The sequence below is a fragment of the Sphingobacterium litopenaei genome (assembly GCF_014692495.1).
Lineage (GTDB): Bacteria > Bacteroidota > Bacteroidia > Sphingobacteriales > Sphingobacteriaceae > Sphingobacterium > Sphingobacterium litopenaei.
The window spans coordinates 29,658-53,600 of sequence record NZ_JACOIJ010000016.1; the positions used below are offsets into that span (position 1 = coordinate 29,658).

Sequence of the window (23,943 nt, forward strand, 5' to 3'; positions counted from 1 at the left end):
GTTATGAAATTGAGAAATATAATATTAATAGTATGCACTAGCATTGGTATGAGTTCTTGTGCTGACTTCCTAGATAAAGAGCCTTTTGACAAATTAGTTCCGACATCGTTCTTTAATACAGAAGCTGATTTGTTGTTATATACCAACTCATTCTATCAAGACTTTACTCCTTCTGCATTGAGTATAGTCCAAGCGGATGAGATGGGTGATTTTACCTCAAAAAATAATTCACCAACATTTATTGCAGGGAATTACTCCTCCGTAGATCAAGGGAAATGGAATTTCACCAATCTTCGTAATGTAAACTACTTTTTGGAAAAATACAATAACGAAAATATTTCGTTAGAAGCTAGAAACCATTACGCAGGAATTGCACGTTTTTTCCGAGCATATTTTTATTTTACTATGGTAAAAACGTATGGAGATGTTCCTTTTTATAGCAAAACCATGGCCACAGACGACCCTGATTTATACAAAGGAAGAGACTCACGCACCTTGGTGATGGATTCTGTATTAGCAGATCTTGACTTTGCTATTGAGCATATCCGCTCAAAGAAGGATAATTCATCTTCTACAATTACTAAATGGATTGCATTGGGGCTGAAGTCTAGAATCTGTTTATTCGAAGGAACTTTTCGAAAATACCATACGCAACTCGGTCTAAATTCTTCTGCTGACTTTTGGCTCGAAGAATCTGCGAAAGCTGCTAAAGAAATCATTGACGCTGGTCAATACGCATTAAATAATACAGGGAATCCGTCTACCGATTATCGCAATTTATTTATAAGCGAAAATCCAATATCAGCGGAAGTAATGTGGGCTAATGTGTACAACAATGCATTAAAAAGATGGCACGAAGTAACTTGGAAGTTTAACTCAGCAACATATGGTTCCCGATGGGGCTTAAATAAACAATTTGTTAACACATATTTAAACAAGGATGGTTCAAGATTTACAGACAGACCTAACTTTGACGAAGTGCCTTTTGTAGAAGAAATGCAGCAAAGGGATCCAAGGTTAGCACAAACGATCCGTTCTTTAGGTTATAAAAGATCAGATGGCTCGGCAGCTCCACCGAATTTCGGATATACATTTACGGGATACCATATTTTAAAATTCAGTTTGGATGACAAAAGATTAGATGGTGTAACTGAAAGTTACAACTCTGTTTCAATGATGCGATATGCGGAGATTTTACTCAACTATGCAGAAGCTAAAAGTGAACTTGGCGAGATGAATAGTGAAGTTTGGACACAAACAATCGGAGCTTTACGCATAAGAGCAGGAATTAATTCTCAAGAACCACAAATTGCAGATGATTACCTAAAATCAGTATATTTCCCAGAAATATCAGACAAATATCTTCTTGAAGTGCGCCGTGAAAGAGGTGTTGAATTAGTATACGAGGGGTTTCGCTACGATGATTTATTGAGATGGAGAAAAGGTAAACTTTTGGAAATGGATTGGAAAGGCATCTATGTCCCTGCCCTAAATACAGAAATGGATTTGGATGGAAATGGTACACCAGACGTATCTTTTGTTAAATCTATTCCTCCCAAGACAACTCCAAATGTGTCATACGTAGTAATCGACGGCAAGGCATCCATATTATCAAATGGCGAATATGGACATATAATATGGCGCGCAGATGAAAATAGAGAATTTACTGACAAAAAATACTTTAGACCTATATCAAATGCTGATATTGTTGACAATCCCAACTTAACTCAAAACCCTGGTTGGGAATAATAAAATTATATTTTATTTAAATTAATAGGAAACATTAACTAAAAGCAGATTAAAATCAACCTGCTTTTAGTTAATGTAATAGTTGAATTATCTGATAAACTCAATATCTGCTATCTATAAATTGGATCAAAAATCACTTTCACTAATTATATATCTTAGCCAAACCTAGATTAATAAGATTTATAAACATATTCGTCTTATACAAAAAATAGTATCAATCAATTGTTACAATTAAGAATTTATTTGTGCAGTCGGCTAGTCTCGCAGTTGGCTTATTTTCAAACTTTCTATAAAGATTTATAATCCAATTGTCAAAAAGTAACTAAAAATCAATGTTTACTATCTGTTACTTTTAAAACATAACTGCTTGATATTTTGTTTAATTAAACATTCTGGGTGCCCGTTTTGGGTTAAAAAAGCAAACCCAAAGCCTAGGCTTTGGGTTTTAATTTCTTATTTTTACGTGCTGCTTTAAAAGCATATTATGTCTAAAGGGGCACAAATGTACTACAAATATAGATAAAATTATAAATCAAAACAAATGTGAGAATTAATTATTTTTGATACAAAAGGGCTATTGTTAGCCTCAGTAAAAATCTTTTTTAAAGATGCTTCTAATTCATCAGTTCTATTTTGAGAAACTTTACTCAAAATAAAAAGGATTAGCCTAAACGAGGCATTGAGATTAGTTTGATTTCTTGTCTTCAATTTGAACTTTTTGCACGGTATTTTTTTTATACCTAAAGGCTGATTGAAATCAAATAATACTGCACTGTGGGAACAAATATTTCTAATATTTATTATAGATGAAATATGATTCTCAAATACACTTACATCCTTAATACCGTATTTTACGGCAATTTCGCTTTTCAATGTTTGATCTTTTAAATTTTTATACAGCGAAAAAATTTGACCAAATGTAAAAAACTCTAGTGTTTTCCATGCAGGCGCATATTTGTCATTTATATATTTCTGATGGTGTCTTTTTATAGGTGTATTATACTTTTTAAAACTATAATTATAGATATCATCCAATTTATCTAAAAATCCTCTGTCTACTAATTTTGGATCAATAAACCATGTGGGCGAAGAGTGGTGTTTGTTTGAGGCGTAATAAACTATTTGGGTTCTAAAATGAACTTCAATTCTATATAAATATTTCGATAGTAAATTTCTTAAATCAACATCCAAATAATATAATTCAATTACACTACTTAGCGAAGTGTTTGGTTCAAAATTATGGTTTTTATCGATTTCAAAATAATGCTAATAGAAACCCAATCGGTAGTATCCAATATCAAGTAAATATTCTTTTATTTTTTCGATTTGGTCATCAGGGATTGACATCCCTCGGCTTCTTAAGAGAGTAATTTGTTCATCAATAGTTGTTGCTTTATTTCCCATAATTTAAGTTCAATTGTAAAAATAAGAATTATTTGTTTTTATTAAAACTATTGAACTAGCCACTATATATGTATATGAGAAATTTTTAAATTTGTTAGTTGTACAACTCTCTTTATAATCCAATTGTCAAATAACACAGAAAATTCAATGTTTTCTAATTGTTATTTTAAAATTATAACTATCTGATTTTTAACTCTATTGCACATTCTGGGTGCCCCGCTCAATTTGTTACTACGCAAAGGTAAATGTTGAGATTTAATATTTCTATTTCTTCGCATTTTATTATATTCAATTAATGTTAAACTATTTATTATGAGGGTTATTGTGTTTTTCATGGCTATACTGCCGTATTTTTGTGGTGCGCAAATAAAAATTTCTATTCAATGAGACATCGAAGAGCTTAAAAGTCATCATAAAGTATATTTAATCTCTCCTAACATTAATGATTCCACTACCGTGGAAGACGGTAAATTCAAGTTCGTTGGAACGGTAGATCGACCTACTCTTGTTACTTTAGGTTTTTTTGATACGACTATTAATAATTCATTAGCACCTCCAAGATTACTTAGTTTCCGACAATTATATTTATCTACATCAAGAATTTCAATAAAGGGAGGAACTTTAAATAATGCTATCATAGAAGCAGATAAACTAAATTCTATTTACTCTAAATATTGGTTTGAATCGGATAGTTTAAGAACGTTGGCAGCTCAAAGGGATAAGGAATATTTTGACAAAATAGTGAAAGGCATTTTGACGGATGATGAAGCACTTGAACATCAAGAACAATTTCAGAATTTCATAAAAAAGCATGAAGCTTTTGATATAAACTTTTTGGAGAATAATGATTTAACGCAGTTTTCTGATGATTTAATAGATAGATATTTAAATCAATACAATGTTATTAAGTTTAAAAAGCTTTACGAGATTATTCCAGATAATTCTATTGATACAGATCAAGATTCAAGGATTAAATCCAAAATCAGTCGATTTGAGAAATTAGCCTATGGAGCTATAGCTCCCAATTTCACACTGCTTGATACTTTGGGAAGGGAAGTTTCTTTAGAACAATTTAGAGGCAAGATTATTTTACTTGAGTTTTGGGCATCATGGTGCATTCCGTGTCGTAAGGAAAATCCTATTTATTTGGATATCTATAAAAAATATAAAGGTAAAAACTTTGAAATTCTAGCAATATCATTTAATAAAGACAATGAGAAAGCAGAATGGTTGAAAGCCATTCGAGATGACAAAACTCAAGAATGGGTACACTTGTCTGATTTGAAAGGATATCAATCTCCAATATATAAATTGTATGAAATTGGAGGTTTGCCGCACAGCTATTTACTTGATGCTAATGGTGTTATCGTAGGTCACAATCTAAAAGGAAAGGATTTGGAAGATAAGCTAATGCTATTACAAAATTAGCCTGCATTTATAATCAAATCTTCACAATTGGAAATTAACGTTTCCTATTTGTTACTCTTAAAAAAAGACAAATGCTGCTGTTTCTTAAAGAATACACTTTTAAGAAACCTTTTCATACAATACTAAAAATACTTACTAAACTATTAATCCTCCATAACCCAAGCCATATACTATAGATAAAATCTATGCAATAATCCATAAGCCCTATTACTTAAAACTATATTTTAGTAAGCATTGGCTTCTTTTAATGTTATACTGAAGCATGTATCTATTGAATAATATATAACCAGATACCAGTTAATAAATACTGGAACTAACAAACTAAAACATGGCAAACTTGATTAATTTAAATGTATTCAAAGACTTTTTCAAATCCAGTAATGCGGGAGGTATACTGTTGTTTATTTGCGTAATTATTTCTATGATTATTGCGAATACTCCAGCCGCTCCCACCTTACAGCAAATTCTAGACACCAAATTTGGATTTGAAAATGAAAGTATACATCTCAATTATTCCATTCTCTTATGGATTAATGATGGACTGATGGCTATATTTTTCCTTTTAGTAGGGTTAGAAATAAAACGCGAAATAGTAGAAGGGGAATTGTCCTCTCCTAAAAAAGCTTCCTTGCCAATTTTATGTGCTATCGGAGGGGCCGTTATACCAGCAATTATCTATTTGAGTCTGAACGCAGGTCAAGAAACAAGTTCGGGATGGGGTATTCCTATGGCAACTGATATTGCTTTTGCATTAGCTGTCATTAATTTATTAGGCAATAAAATACCGGCTAGCTTAAAAATTTTCTTAGCAGCATTAGCGATTGTTGATGATTTAATAGCCATACTAGTAATTGCATTATTCTATTCTTCTGGCATTGAATTGAGTTATTTAGGTTATGCAGGAGTATTAATGTTAGTATTAATTGTCATGAATAGAATGAATGTACTAAATCCTTATTTATACCTGATTCCAGGAGTATTTATATGGTATTTTGTTCATCATTCGGGGATACATGCTACAATAGCAGGAGTTTTGGTGGCGATGACGATTCCTACAAACGATACGAATATTGAATCTCCATTGGAACGTCTCGAACATGCATTAGTAAAACCTGTAAATTTTATCATCATTCCGCTGTTTGCTTTTGCGAATACCAATATCACGTTAGAGAGCGAAATGATTGCAGGCTTAACTTCTAATTTGGGTTTAGGTATTACTTTAGGCTTGTTATTAGGGAAGCCGGTGGGCATCCTTTTGACCTCATTTATTTGCAAAAGTATAAAATTAAGTACACTTCCAGAAGGCGCAAATTGGTTTCATATATTAGGGGTAGGATTACTTGCGGGTATTGGCTTTACGATGTCTATATTTATAGCCATCTTATCCTTTGCAGATCCCATGCATATTGCAGAAGCAAAATTGAGCATTCTATTGACTTCATTAGCCGCGGGTGTAATAGGATATCTTGTTTTAAGAATCAAAAAATAATAATACTAAAAGAGCTAGATGATATCATCTAGCTCTTTTAGTATTATTCGCTTTTCAGAAACCTAATCGATCGGGTATTTAATTTCTCCTTTAACCAATTTTCCAACGATCTTTTACGGTTATCTTCCAATGTCGATGAATAAATAAGATAGTAATCAAATCTTGAGCTATCCTTACTCACATAGACACTTTGCTTACCTAACGAATATGGCTTTAACTCTGGAAATAACAAATCGATTTCTTTCAATAATCCATCATTATCCAGTTTATAAGTCGATAATTCCTTTCTTAAATTTTGAATCATCACATCTCTTTCGTCCACATGAGCGCTATTTTTGCTAAGTTCGGCTAAAATATCTGCTTTTAAATCAGTACTATCTTGCCGGATAACCAATTGTGTGTTCCGCAATTTATACACCTCCATCTTATCATTAAGTTCTTTCAACTCATCTCGAGAAAACTTCTTATCCAAAAAGGCTAACTCTATTTTCTTGGGTCTCGCATTAAATTGCGTACGTTCATAGATTAACGTATATCCTTTTCTAGTAAGTTCATTTTCAATGAAAGTATTCACATTCTGACTAAATTTTCTCTCCTGCAATAGCGCATACGCCAAATAAGAGCTTGGAATAAGCATGACGAGAATAAGAAAAGTAATAGTCCTTGTAATACGTGACTCTCGTTTAGGATCCACAAATTTAATTTTAGGATACCTTAAAAACTTGACAATTAGAAAGGTTGAGATACATATAAAAAAGCAGTTGATGGTATACAGATATAATGCACCAAAAAAATAGGATATATTTCCTATGGCTAAACCGTAGCCAGCGGTACACAATGGAGGCATTAAAGCTGTTGCAATAGCCACTCCTGGAATAGGATTTCCCTTTTCCACACGAGTAATAGCAATCACACCAACGAGTCCACCGAAAAATGCAATCAGAACATCATAAATATTTGGTGATGTGCGCGCTAACAATTCAGATTGAGCTTCCTTAAATGGACTTAAAAGAAAATAAAGAAACGAAACTAATAGGCTGACTAACGTGGCAATCAATAAATTTTTCCCTGATTTTTTTAATAAATCAAAATCATAAATTCCTAAAGCGAAACCAGCACCTACTATAGGTCCCATTAATGGGCTAATCAACATAGCTCCTATAATGACTGCCGTAGAATTAACATTTAATCCTATAGAAGCAACTGCAATGGCACAAGCTAAGATCCATAAGTTTGCTCCCCGAAAGGAAATATTGGACACCACATTTTCTAATACTTTGTCTTTAGTTTCTTCACCATCATGAAGATTGAAGAATTTGTAAATACTTCGAAGCATGAATATGATTTATTGGTTTAATTGTTTAAGATAACAATATAATTCTATTGGGAAATGAAAAATATGTTCCGCGAAGCAATAATTCTACAAGAATTATCAATTTTTCCTTAGAAGAAGAATGCTAAAGACCACTGATCCATTAGAAAAGGCTTAGCAATATCCACCAAGCCTCTTGTTTAAAGTTTTCCTGTAAGAGATTAAACTCTTTCTATATTAAAGCCTTTAGCTTTTACAATTTCTATTACTTTTTCTTCTGAAATTCCTTCTGTTGATACAGTCAAGATTTTGTCTGCATTATCCGTGTCTACACCCCAATTATTTACGCCTTCGGCACTGTCTAAAGCAGGTTTAACTTTTGCCACACAACCTCCGCAGTTGATATTCGTTTTAAATTTTAATTCTTTATTTTCCATGGTTACTTGTTTTAATTTTTATGATATTTACGTGTTACTTCTTCCATTTTAGTCTCAGACTGTTGGTTACTACTGACACGCTACTTAACGCCATTGCAGCCCCAGCCAACATAGGATTGAGCAAAAATCCATTGATAGGATACAATATCCCTGCGGCAATTGGAATGCCAATTAAATTGTAGATAAAGGCCCAGAACAAATTTTGTTTTATCGTAGCTACCGTTTGTTTGGACAGTCGAATAGCTTGAGGAATTTTAATTAAGTCCGAAGATATTATGGTCATTTTCGCGACATCCATCGCAATATCGGAGCCTTTGCCCATCGCAATACTGACATCCGCTGTAGCCAATGCCGTGCTGTCATTAATCCCATCACCTACCATAGCTACGACTTTACCTTGTTGCTGTAAGTCTTTGACAAAAGTTGCCTTATCTTGTGGCAATACTTCTGCTTTATAATGTCTAATACCTGTTTGATGTGCTATAGCTTGGGCTGTTGCTTCATTATCTCCAGTCAGCATATATAATTCCACGCCCATCTTTTGTAGCTCATCGATCGCTTGTACGGAAGTTGGTTTGATTTGATCTGAAATCGCCAGCACAGCTAATGCAGTCCGTTCGCTTGCAAACCATATCACGGTTTTACTTTGTGACAACCATTCTTTAGCTTTTGTTTCTAATGCGGTCGAAATTTCTACTTCCCGCTCTTCCAACAACTTCTTGTTTCCAACGAAATAGCTTAACCCATTATAATTAGCTTGCGCACCTTTACCCGTTATACTTTCAAATTGGCTCAATTCAACGACATGGGCTTGATTCAAATAATTAACCACAGCTTCCGCCAATGGATGTTCTGACTGTTTCTCTATACTGAATAGAATAGCCTCTTGGGATGAATTATATTGAGCCCAAACAATGTCATTTACTTCAGGTCGGCCAGCCGTAATTGTGCCGGTTTTGTCTAGAATAATCGCATCAATGTTGTTTGCTAATTCCAGACTTTCAGCATCCTTAATCAATATTCCTTGCTCTGCTCCTTTGCCCACGCCGACCATGATTGCCGTTGGCGTAGCCAACCCCAAGGCGCAGGGACAAGCAATAACCAATACCGTCACAGCAGCCAATAAAGCCTGAACTATCGCATGTTCTCCACCAAACACAGTCCACAGTATGAAAGTCAGAATTGCTATACTAATAACTACAGGCACAAAAATACTTGCTATTTTGTCCACAAGCTTCTGCACTGGAGCTTTACTGCCTTGTGCCTCCTGTACCATTTTAATAATTTGAGCCAATAGTGTTTCCTTTCCAACTTTTGTAGCCTCAAATTGAAAACTTCCCTTTTGATTGATTGTACCCGCAAAAACCTTCTCCCCATGCGATTTGGCAACAGGAACCGGTTCACCACTTAGCATACTTTCATCGACATAGGAATTTCCGAATACGACTATGCCGTCCACGGCAATTTTCTCACCAGGCTTCACTAACAAACGATTTCCAATTTGAACTTGCTCTATCGGTATCACCACTTCTCCTTTATCCTCTTGGACTAATGTCACTGTTTTAGGTTGCAACCCCATCAGCTTTTTAATAGCCGTAGAAGTACTACCCTTGGCTTTTTCTTCTAAGAGTTTTCCCAATAAAATAAAAGTGATAATGACGGCTGCAGCTTCAAAATAAACATGTGCATGCAATCCCCTTCTCATCCAGAAATCCTCAAAAATCATATTGAAAATACTGAACAAATAGGCAATACCCGTACTTAAAGCTACGAGCGTATCCATATTGGAGGTATGGTGTTTGGCTTGCTTCCACGCTCCCACAAAAAAATCTCTTCCTAGCCAAATGACCACAGGTGTTGCGAAAGCAAACATGATTTCATTGGCATATGGGATATTCATAAAGAACATACCTATCAGCACAACAGGCAAGGATAAAAGGATTGCCCAAATGGTTTTCGATTTCAGCTGTTGGTATTTAGCGACATGTAATGCTTCCAACGTTTCTTGCTGTTTGCTTTCCTCTTCCAACAACAAGTCATAACCGCCAGACTGCAGTGCTTGTTGCAACTTTTCGGAGGAAGTAAGACTTGATTGATACGCTACAGAAAGATTTCCAGTAGCAAAATTGACAGAAGCATCTACCACACCTTCTTGCTGCTTAATAATATTTTCAGCACTACTAGCGCAGGCTGCACAAGACATGCCAAGCACAGGATAGCTTTCTTTTATAATATTTTTATCTTGCTTTGCCATTTTTATTTATCTCCGATTCTACCCTACAAAGATGACAAAACAAAGCAGTTTTAGTGTTATGTAATTATGCAAAGAATTTGTAAGATTTACTTATATCTGGTCTAAAGGTTTTCTTTTTTCCAAACCTATTTGTTTGAAATGACTTGGAGAAAGCCCGGTTACTTTCTTGAATTGATTGCTCAAATAAGCCACGCTTGAGTAATTTAGACGATCCGCAATTTCACTAAGCGATAATTCATCATATACCAATAGCTCTTTGACTTTTTCTATCTTTTGAGCGATATAATACTTTTCAATTGTTGTTCCTTCTACCTCAGAAAACAGATTAGACAAATAATTATAATCGTGATTCAAATGGCTACTCAACACTTCAGAAAGATTAATTTTAGAAGCATTGTATTCGTAATGCACCAAATGAATAATCTTATTCTTAATCTGCTCAATAATACGGCTTTTCTTATCATCAATCCGCTCAAAACCCAATGATTCAATCGCAGAAGTAAATTGCTGCAACTCTTCCTCGGTTGGCTCTTTCTCTAAAACTACTTCACCCAATTTAACCAACGAAGCAATGATTCCTGCTTTATTCAATTCGCTTTCAACCACCATAATACAGCGGTTACAAACCATATTTTTGATATATAATGTAGGCATGATGATTTCGTGCTTTATAACAAAGTTAACTTTTAAAGCATTCGGAATTGTAAGAAGGATGTTAAAATGAGTAATAACCTATTTACCATCCTCCTTAAAAAAAAAGCATAGAATATCTATACTTTCCTAATTAAATATGAATCTATGCTACAAATTAATAGCCTCATTCGTCTGTATTAAGCGTTGCGAGCCTGTATTAGCAGGACATGCAATATCATCCGTAGCATCATAAACCAACTCTTTACCATTTAGCTTCGCAATAGTTTCTTCTGGAACATAAATCTGAACTTTAGTTTTACTATATCCATTTGGGAAATAACGAACATAATATCCATCAGGATGAAGTGTCCAAATACCACTTGGCGTATCCGCACGCGGTTCAGCCATGCCAGCTAGAATAGCCAAACTTTCAAATTCTGCAAAAGAATAGTTGCCTGACGCGACTAAACCTCTGATTTTATTCTCCGCCTCAAATACTAACTTTACCTCATCAGGGAGTTGATCTTTAGCTTTGTTTACCACATCAAATGGTAAAATTCCTAATGCACCACCTTCCAATTGCAGCAATTGCTTTGCAGTCAATAATCGGATAGCGGTAGCTTTTACGGAACCTGAATAATCAGCGAATTTTGTTCGCGCAATAATCGTCCACAACAACATTTGAATATCCGACTGTTTCACTTCTGGATGCTTTTCTGCACTCTTCAAAATCGCAATCACAACATCTCTTTTCTTGCCATCCACAGGAGCATACATATAGCCATCACCTGAAGAGGGGGCATGTGTCCCCGCCTTAAGACAATAACTTTTATTAAAGATTTCATAATGCCCTGCTTTTAAAATATAACCGCCATCAGCATGTTTAGGCAAATTAGTCAGTGGAGTAAAAGTTTGATCATTATGGAAATCTGGAAATTGTTCACCCGTTCTATTGACATCAGCAAATTTCGTAGAAATGGCATCGGGCTGTTTTAGTATATTATCCAATCCCAATGCCTTTGCTCCTTTAGAAGCGGCGGCTTTGGAAGCTTTATTTAATAAATCACCAAATTGAGCATTTGCGCTGTTTGACTGTAGATATAACGAGAAAAGAAATAAAAACCCAAGTCCTATAATTAGCTTTTTCATTTAAAATATTGATTAGTTTAAAAACAAGTTTAAGTTAAAAATAAAATATAAATTCTTTAATAGGATTTTGAACTGTTTTTCTATTAACGTAATATAACATTAATATGCTACAAAACGACTTTTTACGTTTTAAGTAAAACCGACACCTTTACCAGACATTTTAAAAATCCATTAGTTAATACGCATCAATTCTTAATAATTGTTACAATCTTTTGCTATCAAAAAACAATTATTTCTTACCAAAAAACACCCTCATCTTAAATAATTTTAATACCCCAAAAAACAAAATTTCATTCATTTAATAGGTTTAATGCAGGATTAAAACAGAAAAACAAATAAATGCAAAACTATTATATGATAGAAATATCGATGACAAATCGATATAAATTATTCCCTAACATAATGATTATCAATACTACTATTTGTAAATTAATAGAATCAAATTAGTAAATTTAGGTAAACATAATTTTTTTAAGCGTAGTACGCTGATTAACAAAACGCCAAAACGGAAACATTATAACAATTTTATTATCTAAAACTAGGGAGCAAAACCCATTTTAAATCGTTTTTAAGCAAGATTTATAAAATTTAACAAAATAACAACAGGGATCTACCGAATTCTAAAATTTTTGGCACAATAATTTCTTAAAAGCAATATATATTATGCTATTTTTTATGAGAGAGATGTAACTATATATAGCTATTTATAAAATACGACCATATTTTATGAAAAACAATACGTAAATTTGAAGTAAACCTTTAACAATCACCACAATTACTAAAATAAATTAAAATATGAAACAATTTCTACTCTGTTTAATTATGCTAATTTGTTCCATTTTCATGTATGCAGTAGTGACATTCTTGGAAGAGAGTACGTTTACACCAAATGCATTAAGTACTGAAGAAGGAAATATAAACAACCTTGGTTTATATCAACAATAAAAGGAGCCTTCTTGGAAAGACTCCTTTTGTTTTATCTAATTTTTTCTAGTTTAATTCCTTCTTATTATCTGAGGATTCTATATCTGCTAATCGTAACGTAGGATCAATATATACTTTAGAAACTTTCTTATCCACCGGAATTGCATAGGTTGGTTTTGTCCAAAACCAGTCTTCCAACACCGTACGTTTTACGTTTTTATACATTTCAAATCCTTCTGCTGGTTTTTCACCACGCATCTCACGTAATGGAATATAAAACAATTCTTTGCTACCATCAGTATACTCTACTAATATATCCAAAGGCATAGCTAAATTTGATTTGTTGCGAATCAAAATCTCCTTATCCGAGATGCTATCTATTGCATAGTCAATAGTACGAGTGGTATTAATAAACAAATTGAAATACCATTTCAAGTTAATTCCTGAAACTTCTTCCGCTACGCGTTTGAAATCGTTTGGCGTAGGATGCTTAAATTTCCATACCTCATAGAACTTTAAGAATGTCTTCTCCAGGTTTTCCTGTCCAATGATATAACCCAATTGCTCCGCCATGACAGCGCCCTTGTTATACGCTTGATTGGAATACCCATAGTTCGTATTATAATAATCAGCCAATAAGCTCATTGGTTCTTCCTTACCTGATAAAGCCAATTTATAATAAGCACGGTAAGGCTCGATAACTGGATTGGTAGCTACGGCACCCTTTTTCTCAAATATGTGGTGCATACCTAATTCTTCTACATAGGAAGTAAAGCCTTCGTCAAACCATTCATCTACTGTTTCATTAATACCAAATAAATGCTGGTACCACGAGTGTGCAGCTTCGTGGAAAATCACATTGACCAGGGATTTCAAATTACGACCGCCAGTCACCAAAGTAGCCGTTCCATACTCCATACCTCCATCACCACCTTGTACAATGGTATAAGTCGGCCATGGATAAGCCCCAAATCGTGAGGACGTAAAATCAAAAAACTCCGAAGCAAAGCCTAAAGCTTGTTTCCAATTTGAAATTACCTCCGAATTCGTAGGCAAATAAACCGTGTACAGTTTGACGCCTCCTTTGGTGGTAGTAGAATCTACCACAAATTTTGAATCTGCAGCCCATGCAAAATCATGGATATTCTTTGCTACAAAACGCCAAGAGGCTTTGTTATTTTTAGCTTTTACTTTTGCTTTTTCCGAATAACCTTTTACTTCTGTTGGGTTTTGCAACACCCCTGAAGCACCTATAACATAATCTTTATTTAGATGAATAGTCACATCAAAATCCCCAAATGGGGCAATAAACTCACGTCCAACATATTCGTCTAGATGCCAACCGAACTCATCGAAATGTGCCATTTTTGGATACCATTGTGTCATGGATAAGGCTACTCCTTCTTTGGAATTACGACCACTGCGACGGATTTGCTCCGGAACCTGTGCCATCCATTCTAGCTCAAAAGTTGTTTTCGAGCCATCCACAATAGCCTTAGGCAATACGACCTCCAAAATTGTTCCATCCACTTTGAAATTAGCTTTGACGCCATTCACCTTTACGAAAGAAATTTTTTGATAACCAATCTGATCTGTTGTCAATTGCGATATACGGCTTTGGTATTGTGGATTTTCTTTGGTTCCTAAGTTTTTGACCATACGCGCATCAGGATCGGAAATAGATACTAGTCTATGATCCATCATACTTCCAGGTTGAAACGCATTGAAATATAAATGAAAGTAAACTTTGGATAACGATTGTCCAGAATTATTACCATATACCAAGCTCATTTTGCCATCGTATTGGTAGTTTTTTTCGTTGACATCAATATCCATTTTGTATTGAACATTCTGTTGCCAATACCCTTTACGCTGTCCAAAAACTAGCGTAGATAAGGCCATACATAGTATAAATGCGAAGTATCTCATATTAGAAGTAATAGAAAAAAATAAAATTAGGGATTTATCTCTCTTCAGAAATTAATCCCTATTATATTGTTACAAAAACAACATTAAGCTTGTAGAAATTACGCTTCTTTTCCCTTTAAAAAGTATTTTTCTTGAAATTTGAATTGCGGAGTAAGCCAATACATCAATACGACACGAGAATATCGGTAATTGAATGGTGCTAAAATAATGGATACAGCAATCGCTACTGAAAGATATAACCAAGGAGATTCTAGGTTTCCTGTCAAAATATAGGTTGCAACACAGGCAGTAACCAACTCAGCTACCACAAAGGCATAACTTACATACATCGCTACATAGAAATAGCCAGGTTCTTTTTCATATTTCAAGTTACAATGCGGACATTGTTCATGCATTTTCTTGGATTTGAAACTCAATAATGGCGCTTTGAACATATTTCCAGTGCGACATCTTGGACATTTGCCATCTACTGCACTTTTAAATTCCCCAGGTATGGTATATTTTGTAGACATAATATTGTATAATTTCTAGTTATTTATTCTTCCGAAACTCTTCTGGCGTCACACCAACTACTTTTTTAAAAAATTTCGTGAAATAAGAATTATCATTAAAATTCAAATCATAAGCTATTTCAGCTACCGAATAATCTTTGATGACCAATAATCGTTTTGCTTCCAAGATTACACGATCTCGAATAATTTCGCCTGCAGACTGACCCAACAATTCTTTGCACAAAGCATTCAAATGGTTTGGTGTAATATACAACAGCGCTGCATATTCTTTCGGTAGATGTAAGGACTTGAAATTCGCTTCGATAAGATTCAAAAAATTGCGTAATAACGTATGGTTGTACGCATTAGACTCTACCGAAAGAGAGGGTACACGTTGTTGGTTCAGTAGATTAAAAAGATACAACAGCGTACTCGTTACAAAATCCTTTTCTCCCTCAAAGTTACGAATTCGCTCCAGCAATTCGACCACCAATTCCCTATCGTTCTCTGCTACTTCAAAAACACCATCACGCACCAATCCTGAGAAAAAAGATAAAGTATTTAGATAGTCGGGACGCAAAAGTAAATTCTTAAACAAATCCTTATGAAAGTTCACCACATAGCCCTGCATCTCCCCTTCAAATTCCCATGTGTGGATTTGTCCCGGAGACATAAAGTAAATTTGCCAAGGTGCGATTTCAAACTTTTCAAAGTCAATGGTATGACTACCACTCCCTGCCGTAAATAATACGAAATGGTAAAAATTATGGCGATGTGGAAATACAAGATTCACATTACGCACCAAATAGTCCGCTAAGCCCTCAATCATAATCTCTTGATTAAGACCGTGAGAAACCACACATTGCTCTATTACAGGAACTTTTGCCATCGTATACAAAGGTACTTTGAATATACTATTAAACATGGTAGTATTATTAGAATTAATGGTACTTTTTATGGATAAGTAAATATTACCATACAATTCAGTACATATGCGGGAATTAGAATTGCTTATTTCTTCCTAACTTTAACCCATGTCGTTACACAAAGATCCAGAACTCAAAGAAGCTGTACTAAATCTTTCACCCAAAGAGAAAGACAAACTACTTGTTCGTTTGATAAGCAAGGACAAAATGCTAATGAAACAATTGCATTATCAATTGTTAGAAAACGAATACGATTTGGAAGACCGCATTAATGCGTTACGTGAAAAGTTGCAAGATCTTTTGAGTCCCAATCGTTCGGGAATAAAGAATACAGCCATGTATTCTCATTACCGTACGCTGACTGCATTACTGAGACAAGCCAGTGGTATGATTAACGAGCATGAGAAAGTGACCAAAGACAAATTCAGCGAAGCTGAATTCCGATTGCTTATCCTTCAATTAGCTTTCGAACATTATCCCATCCTTTTCCAAAAAAGCTATGTGGCTGCTTCCGATAAATTGCATCGCTACGCTGCCGCACGCCTCAAATCCACCATTAGTAAGTACGACAAACTCCATGAAGATTTACAGTTTGATCTAAAAGAATCCTATGATAAAGTGATGGAGTTTGCTGAGAAGCATCATCTACTAATACATTAATCTTCGCAGAAACGGCGAAAAGCAATCCAATTTTTTCACCGATTACACTTCCATTTTCACCGAAATTCTACCTCCGTTGGTCGAAAGGTCATTCTTCTGCCTCCAAAACCGCTATACCTTTGTCATAACAAAACACCAGAAAATCAAAAATATTACAGTTATGAAAACAAATATCAAATTATTCGCAGTAGCAGTTATCGCTTTAGTAGCAACAGTTTATACAGCAAACGCAGAGATAAAACCTTACAAAGAGTTAGATAGCAAAGAGGTCGTAATGAATTATGTAGGCGCTTCATTATTAGAAAACGCAAACTACACCAAAGAAATGTTTACAGAAGATTTTGAGTACAGCAACACGTCAAACAAAGAGAAATTCGGCAAAAAAGAATACGTAAAGCACTTAAAATCGCTTAAGAACTTAAAATATAATGCGACACAATCTTTTGAGATAATGGATCAAGTAGGCAACACCGCAGTAGGAAAAGTAATCATGAATTTCGACAATTTCACGCGCGTAGACTACATTACCTTATCCCAAACTACTGAAGGCTGGAAGATCAGTAAAGTCGTAACGACTTATCCATAATTACTGGGTAATTTTTGTTTAGTATGAAAGTCTGCAGCGTGCAGGCTTTTTTTGTTTGTATAATTCTCTCCAAATTTTGTTACAAAAGAAATGTAAATCTAGCCCAAAAACACAAATGGTCAACATTGTCCTAAATTGTCTCAAAATGATACACATTTGGCAAGATTTGGCACAGATTGTCCATTGTAGACAAACCTACCTTTTCAGCAGGTTTGTTCGGGTCATCTTCGGATCGGCTTCGGAAAAATGGCATTTTTTCCGAACAACTACCGAACAAAACCCAAATAAAGCCCTAAACTGATTTGAATTTGAGAAAAGCTGTCAGAAATGTGAGATTTGGAAATTTGGGATATTTATGTTTATTTTTAATAAACTGCGAATTCTACGCTCCGAGTAAAACATTTCGTCAAATACCTCAAGCTATAGAAATCTACAAATCCCCCTCTCCCATATTTTTACTAACTTTGGTGAAAACATTGGGACTTAAGTGAATATTCAGGAAATCTTAGCACAATACGGAAAAACAACACAAGTCACTACACTTGTAAAAGCAATTCAAAGTAAAAATCCTAAAATCCAGCTCAAAGGACTTATTGGGTCATCGGACGCGATGGTCGCTGCTTCGGCGTATCATATGCAAGAACGACCGTATGTCTTTATATTGCCGACACACGAAGATGCTTCTTACTTTTTGAGTGATTTGGAAAGCATGTTTGAAAAACAGATTTTGTTTTTCCCAGCATCTTACCGTAAAGCCTTTGATTTCACCCAACTGGATAGCGCCCATGTGTTGCAACGTGCCGAAACATTAAGCTCACTGAATCACACTTCTGGACTTCCTAAAATTGTAGTAACCTATCCTGAAGCTATTGCGGAGAAAGTTATCAATCGTCAGGACTTGGAGAAAAACACGTTACCCATCACGCAAAACACCAAACTCAGCATTGATTTTATCAATGAGTTCTTGTACGAATATGATTTTGAACGCGTGGATTTTGTATATGAGCCTGGGCAATTTGCAATTCGGGGAGGTATTGTCGATATTTTCTCGTTCTCCAACGACTTGCCATATCGTATAGAGTTTTTTGGTGACGAGATCGAGAGTATACGAACGTTTGACATCGAAAGTCAGCTTTCGGTTAGTAAGATACATACGGTTACCATTGTACCGAATGTTCAAGCTAAATTTTTGGCAAACAACCATATTTCTTTGCTGGAATACATCGACAGGGATTCAGTAATTTGGATCAAGGACGTACAATTCACTTTTGATATAATAAAAGAAGGCTACAAAAAAGCATCTCAACTGTGGAAGGCATTGTCTGAAGCCGATTTGAAAAGCAATCCAGATTTAGTGGATCCGCGTTTTACCTTTACGGATGACAAGAATTTCGGATCAATGATATTTGATTTTCCGAATGTAGAATTCGGAAAACAGTTCTTCTTCAATGCAGATGAGGTTATTACCTTTGATACCCATCCCCAGCCTTCTTTCAATAAGGATTTCAACTTGTTGATTCACAATTTCAAAGAAAACGAAAGCAAGAAAATAAAGAATCTGATTTTTTCGGATTCAACCAAACAGGTAGAGCGTATCTATGCTATTCTTGATGATATAGATAAGTCTGTCACATTCACACCTATTTACAAAGCATTGCGAGAAGGTTTCCGCGATGACACTATACAGTTGGCATGTTATACAGACCATCAAATCTTTGATCGATACTATAAATACAAACGTATAAAAGCATACGAGCGTTCTCAAGCTATTACCTTGAAAGAATTGCGCGACCTTAAGCCAGGGGATTATATTACGCATATTGACCACGGTGTAGGTAAATATGCAGGATTGGAAAAGGTCGATGTAAACGGTAAAACTCAAGAGATGATTCGTCTGATTTATGCAGACAATGATTTGTTGTACGTTAACATCAATTCTCTAAATCGTATTTCTAAATATTCTGGCAAGGAAGGCACTATTCCTAAAATGAATAAGTTGGGAACAGATGCGTGGGATAAGCTGAAGAAAACAACCAAGAAAAAGGTCAAAGATATTGCGCGTGACTTGATTAAACTGTACGCCTTACGTAAAGCACAAACGGGTAATGCATTTAGTCCGGACACGTACTTGCAAAAAGAATTAGAAGCTTCGTTTATTTACGAAGATACTCCAGACCAAGAAAAAGCAACCAACGATGTGAAGCGTGACATGGAATCACCACATCCGATGGATAGATTGGTCTGTGGAGATGTAGGTTTTGGTAAAACAGAAGTCGCGGTTCGCGCCGCTTTCAAAGCTGTAGCGGACAGCAAGCAAGTAGCGGTTTTAGTACCGACTACCATTTTAGCCTTACAACATTACCGCACCTTTTCCGAACGTCTGAAAGGTCTTCCTGCAAACATTGACTATATCAATCGTTTCAAGACTTCCAAACAAATCAAAGAGACCCTTAAAAAACTCGAAGAGGGTAAAATAGATATTATCATCGGGACACACCGATTAGTCAGCAAGGACGTCAAGTTTAAAGACTTAGGCCTGATGATTATCGACGAGGAACAAAAGTTCGGTGTATCGGTAAAAGAGAAATTAAAAGTAATGCGTGCCAATGTGGATTCGTTGACCTTGACCGCAACACCTATTCCACGCACGTTGCACTTCTCTCTAATGGGTGCTCGCGATTTAAGTATTATTTCGACGCCACCACCAAACAGACAACCTGTACAAACGGAATTGCATGTATTTAATGAGCAATTAATCCAAGAAGCAGTTTCGTATGAGATTGATAGAGGTGGTCAAGTCTTCTTTATTCACAATCGTGTAGCCGACTTGAAGCAATTGGGCGGCATGATTCAGAAACTCGTTCCTGGAGCACGCGTAGGTGTGGCACATGGACAGCTGGAAGGCGATGACCTAGAAGATGTAATGTTGAAGTTCATCAACCATGACTTTGATGTCTTAGTCGCAACAACGATTATCGAAGCTGGTTTGGATATACCTAACGCTAATACGATTATCATCAACCATGCCCATATGTTTGGCTTGAGTGACTTACACCAAATGCGTGGCCGTGTGGGACGTTCTAACAAGAAGGCTTTTTGTTATTTGTTGAGTCCACCAATGTCAACTTTGACACCAGAGGCTTATAAACGTCTTTCGGCGATAGAGGAGTTCTCGGAGCTTGGTTCAGGTTTCAATGTGGCGATGCGTGACTTAGATATCCGCGGTTCAGGTAACTTGTTGGGTGCTGAGCAATCCGGCTTTATTGCAGAGATTGGTTTTGAGATGTACAACAAGATTTTGGATGAAGCGGTTCAAGAGTTGAAAGATGATGAATTTGGCGATTTGTTCGCGGACGAACAGAACAGAAAATACGTTTCGTTTACACAGATAGACACGGACTTAGAAGTATTGATTCCAGACGAGTACGTAACTAATATTGGCGAACGTTACAATTTGTACAACGAGATAGCAAAATTAGAAAACGAGTCCCAGCTTCAGGCTTTTGAGAAAGAATTGGAAGACCGTTTTGGTCCTATTCCTGCCCCAGTATTTGAATTGTTTAATACGCTTCGTCTACAATGGCTAGGTAAAGAAATTGGCTTTGAAAAGATTTCTTACAAGAAACAGACCCTGAAAGGTTATTTTGTCAATAACGCTAAATCTAGCTATTACGAATCTGAACAGTTTGGTAAAGTATTGGCTTTCGTAGGAGCAAATCCTTCCATTAGCAATCTAAAAGAAGTAAAAGGACAACTCCGCTTAGCTTTAAGCAATATCACAACAATAGATTATGCTTTACATCTGTTGAAGCAGATGATTTAAAATATAACAGGAGCTTAAAAGCTCCTGTTATATTTTAAACTAAATTTCACAGTAACCTGCTTGACAAATTTTAAAGATAAAAATATTCATATACACGAGTTACGAGAATATAAATTATTACACCACCTAATGCCCCCAACAAATACTTTTTACTGTCCTTAATATTTTTATAGTTAATTATTAATAATATTCTTTTTAATCCACTTGAAACAAAGCATTCGCCATTATTAGCTTTCCTGAATCCCAAAAATTACGGAACAAAACATTGTCTGCTAAATATACTATAGAACCAGCCCCCAGAGACTCCGTCCCAAAGACTAAACCATTCTTAATTTGCTTACTCAGGTTCTGTCCCACAAAGCCACTCATTAAGGCATTTTCCTTGATATAACCAACATTCCAACCTGCCCCATCTTTAAAATATTGGTATAACGTACCATTAGTACGAAGTGTATAATATTCTTTTGCCCCATACATTAACGGATGAGTAGCATCAAAATCTACTTTATAGATAGCTCCCGCAGTATATTCTTTCAACGATTCACGCTCACGTTCCGCATAAGGTTTCAATGGATTTTCTTTGGCTCTTAGCGTCGTGTCTTGCTTCATCGGTTTCAATTTTATCCAAGGTTGAGCCGACAATTGCGAAACTGAACTTTCCAAGGCTATAACTTTTCCACCCTTACGAATCCAATTCGCAAAACTTTCCGCTTGCGTCTTATCACGCAAGAAAGTATAGGTACTACTCGGCATAATAAACGCATCTATTTCAGACCAATCAATGCGTTCCATTTCTTTCGGGTTGACTAAGACTATTGGATATTGAAGATCTTTATCAAAATAATGCCACACTTCTCCTACATTTAAGGCACGCATGCCTTCTCCCGCTAACATCAAAACTTTAGGAGCTTTTATCGTTTTCACATCAGCACTTCCAAAATCTTTTGCCCCCTCAATTATTCCAGAACTAATAGTATGCACTTTGACCGCATGTTGATCCGCTATTTCTTTTAACGATTTCTTGATATTAACAGATTTATTATTCGAAGACATAATAAGCAAAGAACCACTAGGAAAGTCTTCTCCATTCAATTTGAAAGCATGCTCTGAACGTTTAACGGTAATTTTCTTTTGAAGAAGCGCTGCAAGTGTCTTTGCTGAAGCAAAACCATCCCATTTTATGGCGTAGCCAAAGCTATCCCCAATAGTATTGCTCACTTTATCCAACTTATAAGGGATAGTAGCACCAACTTTTGTAGAGCTCGCTATCGCCGGTAATCCGTAGACATAAGGTAGGGACCAACCTGTGATATCATAAGTCAATGAATCCACCAATTTAGCTTCGGGCTCAAATAGTACACGAACTAATGCCGCCTTAGGCTGGTTTCCCGGCACGACCAAGTCTTTATCTTTTGCGTTATAAGTTGTGCTCTTTTTAGTAGCGTATTCTATACCCTTAAATGCCCCCTGTGCAGTATAATAACGAATCTTATTTTTATCCAAAAGCTCCATTAACGAACGAATCTTTGCCTCATTCGCGGGCTCGTGCTTGATGACATAACTCTGATAAGAAGCTAAGGTTCCGTCATTGGCTTGTTTATAGAATTTCTTAAACTCTTCAACTACTTTTGACGCATTTTGCGATACGACTTCCACTAAATTCATTCCCGAAGCATGATGCTGAATTGCTCTATCCACTAGCGTAAGGGTATCCTTTTGGTCAGTGTATACTCCTAGACCCGCCGAACTATTTCCAGCCTTTTCATACGTCATTCCGATAGAACCCGAATAAATAGGATAGGTATCACCATACGATGGATAAAATAAATCGAAACGTTCTTTGGTAAAGTACAACCAACCTTGTTGGTCAAAGTATTTTGCATTGTGCTTACCAATTGTTCCTTGAAATTCACGTTGCCATGGTGTAATGACCTCATGTAAAGGCTCTGCCGCTGGCGGAAAATAATATGGGGCATTAATACCCATTTCATGAAAATCAATATGAATATGCGGTAACCACTCATTATAAATCTTAATTCTTTGTTGACTTTCACTTTGCGTCTGCCATGCCCAATCACGATTCAAGTCAAAATAATAATGATTTACACGACCTCCTGGCCACGGCTCACTGTGTTCTCTAGCATACAAATCGGGATTATATGTCACTCCTATGATTCCGTTCTGCCAATTGTTATAACGCTCTGTTCCGTCAGGATTCAAGCAAGGATCAATTATTATCAGAGTATTTTCTAACTGTGCCTTAGTCGCAGTATTATTGGGATTCACTAATTGATATAATGTCATCATCGAAGACTCCATGGAAGATGTCTCATTCCCATGTACATTATTACTCATCCAAACAATTGCAGGCATATCCACAAGTTCTGCATTGCCTGTTTCTTCTCCAGCAAGCTGTAAGTTATTTTTACGAATCGCTTCCAGTCTAACTATGTTTTTGGAAGATGATACAAAAAACACATACATAGGTCTGCCTTCTACTGATTCCCCATATTGTTGATATTTTACTTGTTGGGGAACTTGCTCTGCAACATATTTATAATATTCTAGGACTTTCCAGTGTGGGGTAATCTTCGTTCCAATTTTTCTTCCAAGATATTCTTCTGGCGATTTAATTTGCGCCCAAGATGTAGTAAAAAGACAAATTGCTAAGGCTAAGGTTAGTATATTTTTCATATCAGAATTAAGATATGTGCAATATATAAATAATTATTTTATAATTTTTAATGCT

At 35.6% G+C, this 23,943-nt stretch carries 18 protein-coding genes; 7 read left to right on the forward strand and 11 right to left on the reverse strand.

Annotated features, from left to right (window positions below; all coding sequences use genetic code 11):
* Positions 1-3: 3 nt before the first annotated feature.
* A complete protein-coding gene (locus H8B04_RS09610; RefSeq protein ID WP_190302226.1) occupies positions 4-1,749 on the forward strand; it encodes a RagB/SusD family nutrient uptake outer membrane protein in 1,746 nt (581 codons plus the stop codon).
* A gap of 525 nt (positions 1,750-2,274) precedes the next feature.
* On the opposite strand, the gene H8B04_RS09615 is transcribed toward H8B04_RS09610, so the two are convergent.
* Together H8B04_RS09615 and H8B04_RS09620 are read right to left on the reverse strand one after the other, a co-directional pair.
* Positions 2,275-3,003 (reverse strand): Abi family protein, encoded by a 729-nt coding sequence (locus tag H8B04_RS09615; RefSeq protein WP_190302243.1) that lies wholly within the window; start codon positions 3,001-3,003, stop codon positions 2,275-2,277.
* Positions 3,004-3,015: 12 nt separating this feature from the next.
* On the reverse strand, positions 3,016-3,153 hold the full coding sequence (locus H8B04_RS09620; RefSeq protein ID WP_190302227.1) for a hypothetical protein: 138 nt from the start codon (positions 3,151-3,153) through the stop codon (positions 3,016-3,018).
* Between the two features lie 390 nt (positions 3,154-3,543).
* On the opposite strand from H8B04_RS09620, the gene H8B04_RS17335 reads away from it, so the two are divergent.
* Entirely contained in the window at positions 3,544-4,581 is a 1,038-nt protein-coding gene (locus H8B04_RS17335) for a TlpA disulfide reductase family protein (protein ID WP_317170653.1), read from the forward strand.
* Between the two features lie 328 nt (positions 4,582-4,909).
* Positions 4,910-6,070: a Na+/H+ antiporter NhaA gene (gene nhaA / locus H8B04_RS09630; RefSeq protein WP_165291565.1), complete on the forward strand. Its 1,161-nt coding sequence runs from the start codon at positions 4,910-4,912 to the stop codon at positions 6,068-6,070.
* 43 nt (positions 6,071-6,113) lie between these two features.
* Here the strand turns inward: nhaA and H8B04_RS09635 are convergent, their stop codons facing one another.
* The 5 genes from H8B04_RS09635 to H8B04_RS09655 form a co-directional block, all read right to left on the reverse strand.
* The gene (locus tag H8B04_RS09635; protein WP_165291564.1) at positions 6,114-7,406 is read right to left on the reverse strand and encodes a DUF389 domain-containing protein; all 1,293 of its coding nucleotides are present in this window, start codon (positions 7,404-7,406) and stop codon (positions 6,114-6,116) included.
* A gap of 197 nt (positions 7,407-7,603) precedes the next feature.
* Positions 7,604-7,819 (reverse strand): heavy-metal-associated domain-containing protein, encoded by a 216-nt coding sequence (locus tag H8B04_RS09640; protein WP_165291563.1) that lies wholly within the window; start codon positions 7,817-7,819, stop codon positions 7,604-7,606.
* Between the two features lie 34 nt (positions 7,820-7,853).
* A complete protein-coding gene (locus tag H8B04_RS09645) occupies positions 7,854-10,073 on the reverse strand; it encodes a heavy metal translocating P-type ATPase (protein ID WP_190302229.1) in 2,220 nt (739 codons plus the stop codon).
* A 90-nt stretch (positions 10,074-10,163) separates the two neighbouring features.
* Positions 10,164-10,727 (reverse strand): AraC family transcriptional regulator, encoded by a 564-nt coding sequence (locus H8B04_RS09650; protein WP_165291561.1) that lies wholly within the window; start codon positions 10,725-10,727, stop codon positions 10,164-10,166.
* Positions 10,728-10,874: 147 nt separating this feature from the next.
* A complete protein-coding gene (locus tag H8B04_RS09655) occupies positions 10,875-11,855 on the reverse strand; it encodes a hypothetical protein (RefSeq protein ID WP_190302230.1) in 981 nt (326 codons plus the stop codon).
* 795 nt (positions 11,856-12,650) lie between these two features.
* Here H8B04_RS09655 and H8B04_RS09660 point away from each other — a divergent pair.
* Positions 12,651-12,800, forward strand: coding sequence for a hypothetical protein (locus H8B04_RS09660; RefSeq protein ID WP_165291559.1), 150 nt, complete (start codon positions 12,651-12,653; stop codon positions 12,798-12,800).
* A gap of 45 nt (positions 12,801-12,845) precedes the next feature.
* Here H8B04_RS09660 and H8B04_RS09665 read toward each other — a convergent pair whose 3' ends face one another.
* The 3 genes from H8B04_RS09665 to H8B04_RS09675 form a co-directional block, all read right to left on the reverse strand.
* Positions 12,846-14,708 carry a M1 family metallopeptidase gene (locus H8B04_RS09665; RefSeq protein WP_165291558.1) on the reverse strand — a complete coding sequence of 621 codons (1,863 nt, stop codon included), beginning with the start codon at positions 14,706-14,708 and terminating at the stop codon, positions 12,846-12,848.
* 98 nt (positions 14,709-14,806) lie between these two features.
* Positions 14,807-15,220 carry a DUF983 domain-containing protein gene (locus H8B04_RS09670; RefSeq protein WP_165291557.1) on the reverse strand — a complete coding sequence of 138 codons (414 nt, stop codon included), beginning with the start codon at positions 15,218-15,220 and terminating at the stop codon, positions 14,807-14,809.
* Between the two features lie 19 nt (positions 15,221-15,239).
* Entirely contained in the window at positions 15,240-16,124 is an 885-nt protein-coding gene (locus tag H8B04_RS09675; protein ID WP_223815353.1) for a helix-turn-helix domain-containing protein, read from the reverse strand.
* Positions 16,125-16,233: 109 nt separating this feature from the next.
* Here H8B04_RS09675 and H8B04_RS09680 point away from each other — a divergent pair, with 109 nt between their 5' ends.
* The 3 genes from H8B04_RS09680 (at position 16,234) to mfd (ending at position 21,194) form a co-directional block, all read left to right on the forward strand.
* The gene (locus H8B04_RS09680) at positions 16,234-16,785 is read left to right on the forward strand and encodes a hypothetical protein (protein ID WP_165291556.1); all 552 of its coding nucleotides are present in this window, start codon (positions 16,234-16,236) and stop codon (positions 16,783-16,785) included.
* 160 nt (positions 16,786-16,945) lie between these two features.
* Positions 16,946-17,371, forward strand: a complete 426-nt coding sequence (locus tag H8B04_RS09685) for a nuclear transport factor 2 family protein (RefSeq protein ID WP_190302231.1) — start codon at positions 16,946-16,948, stop codon at positions 17,369-17,371.
* A 487-nt stretch (positions 17,372-17,858) separates the two neighbouring features.
* Positions 17,859-21,194: a transcription-repair coupling factor gene (mfd, locus tag H8B04_RS09690; protein ID WP_190302232.1), complete on the forward strand. Its 3,336-nt coding sequence runs from the start codon at positions 17,859-17,861 to the stop codon at positions 21,192-21,194.
* Between the two features lie 195 nt (positions 21,195-21,389).
* Here mfd and H8B04_RS09695 read toward each other — a convergent pair whose 3' ends face one another.
* The gene (locus H8B04_RS09695) at positions 21,390-23,888 is read right to left on the reverse strand and encodes a M14 metallopeptidase family protein (protein WP_165291553.1); all 2,499 of its coding nucleotides are present in this window, start codon (positions 23,886-23,888) and stop codon (positions 21,390-21,392) included.
* Positions 23,889-23,943 lie beyond the last annotated feature (55 nt).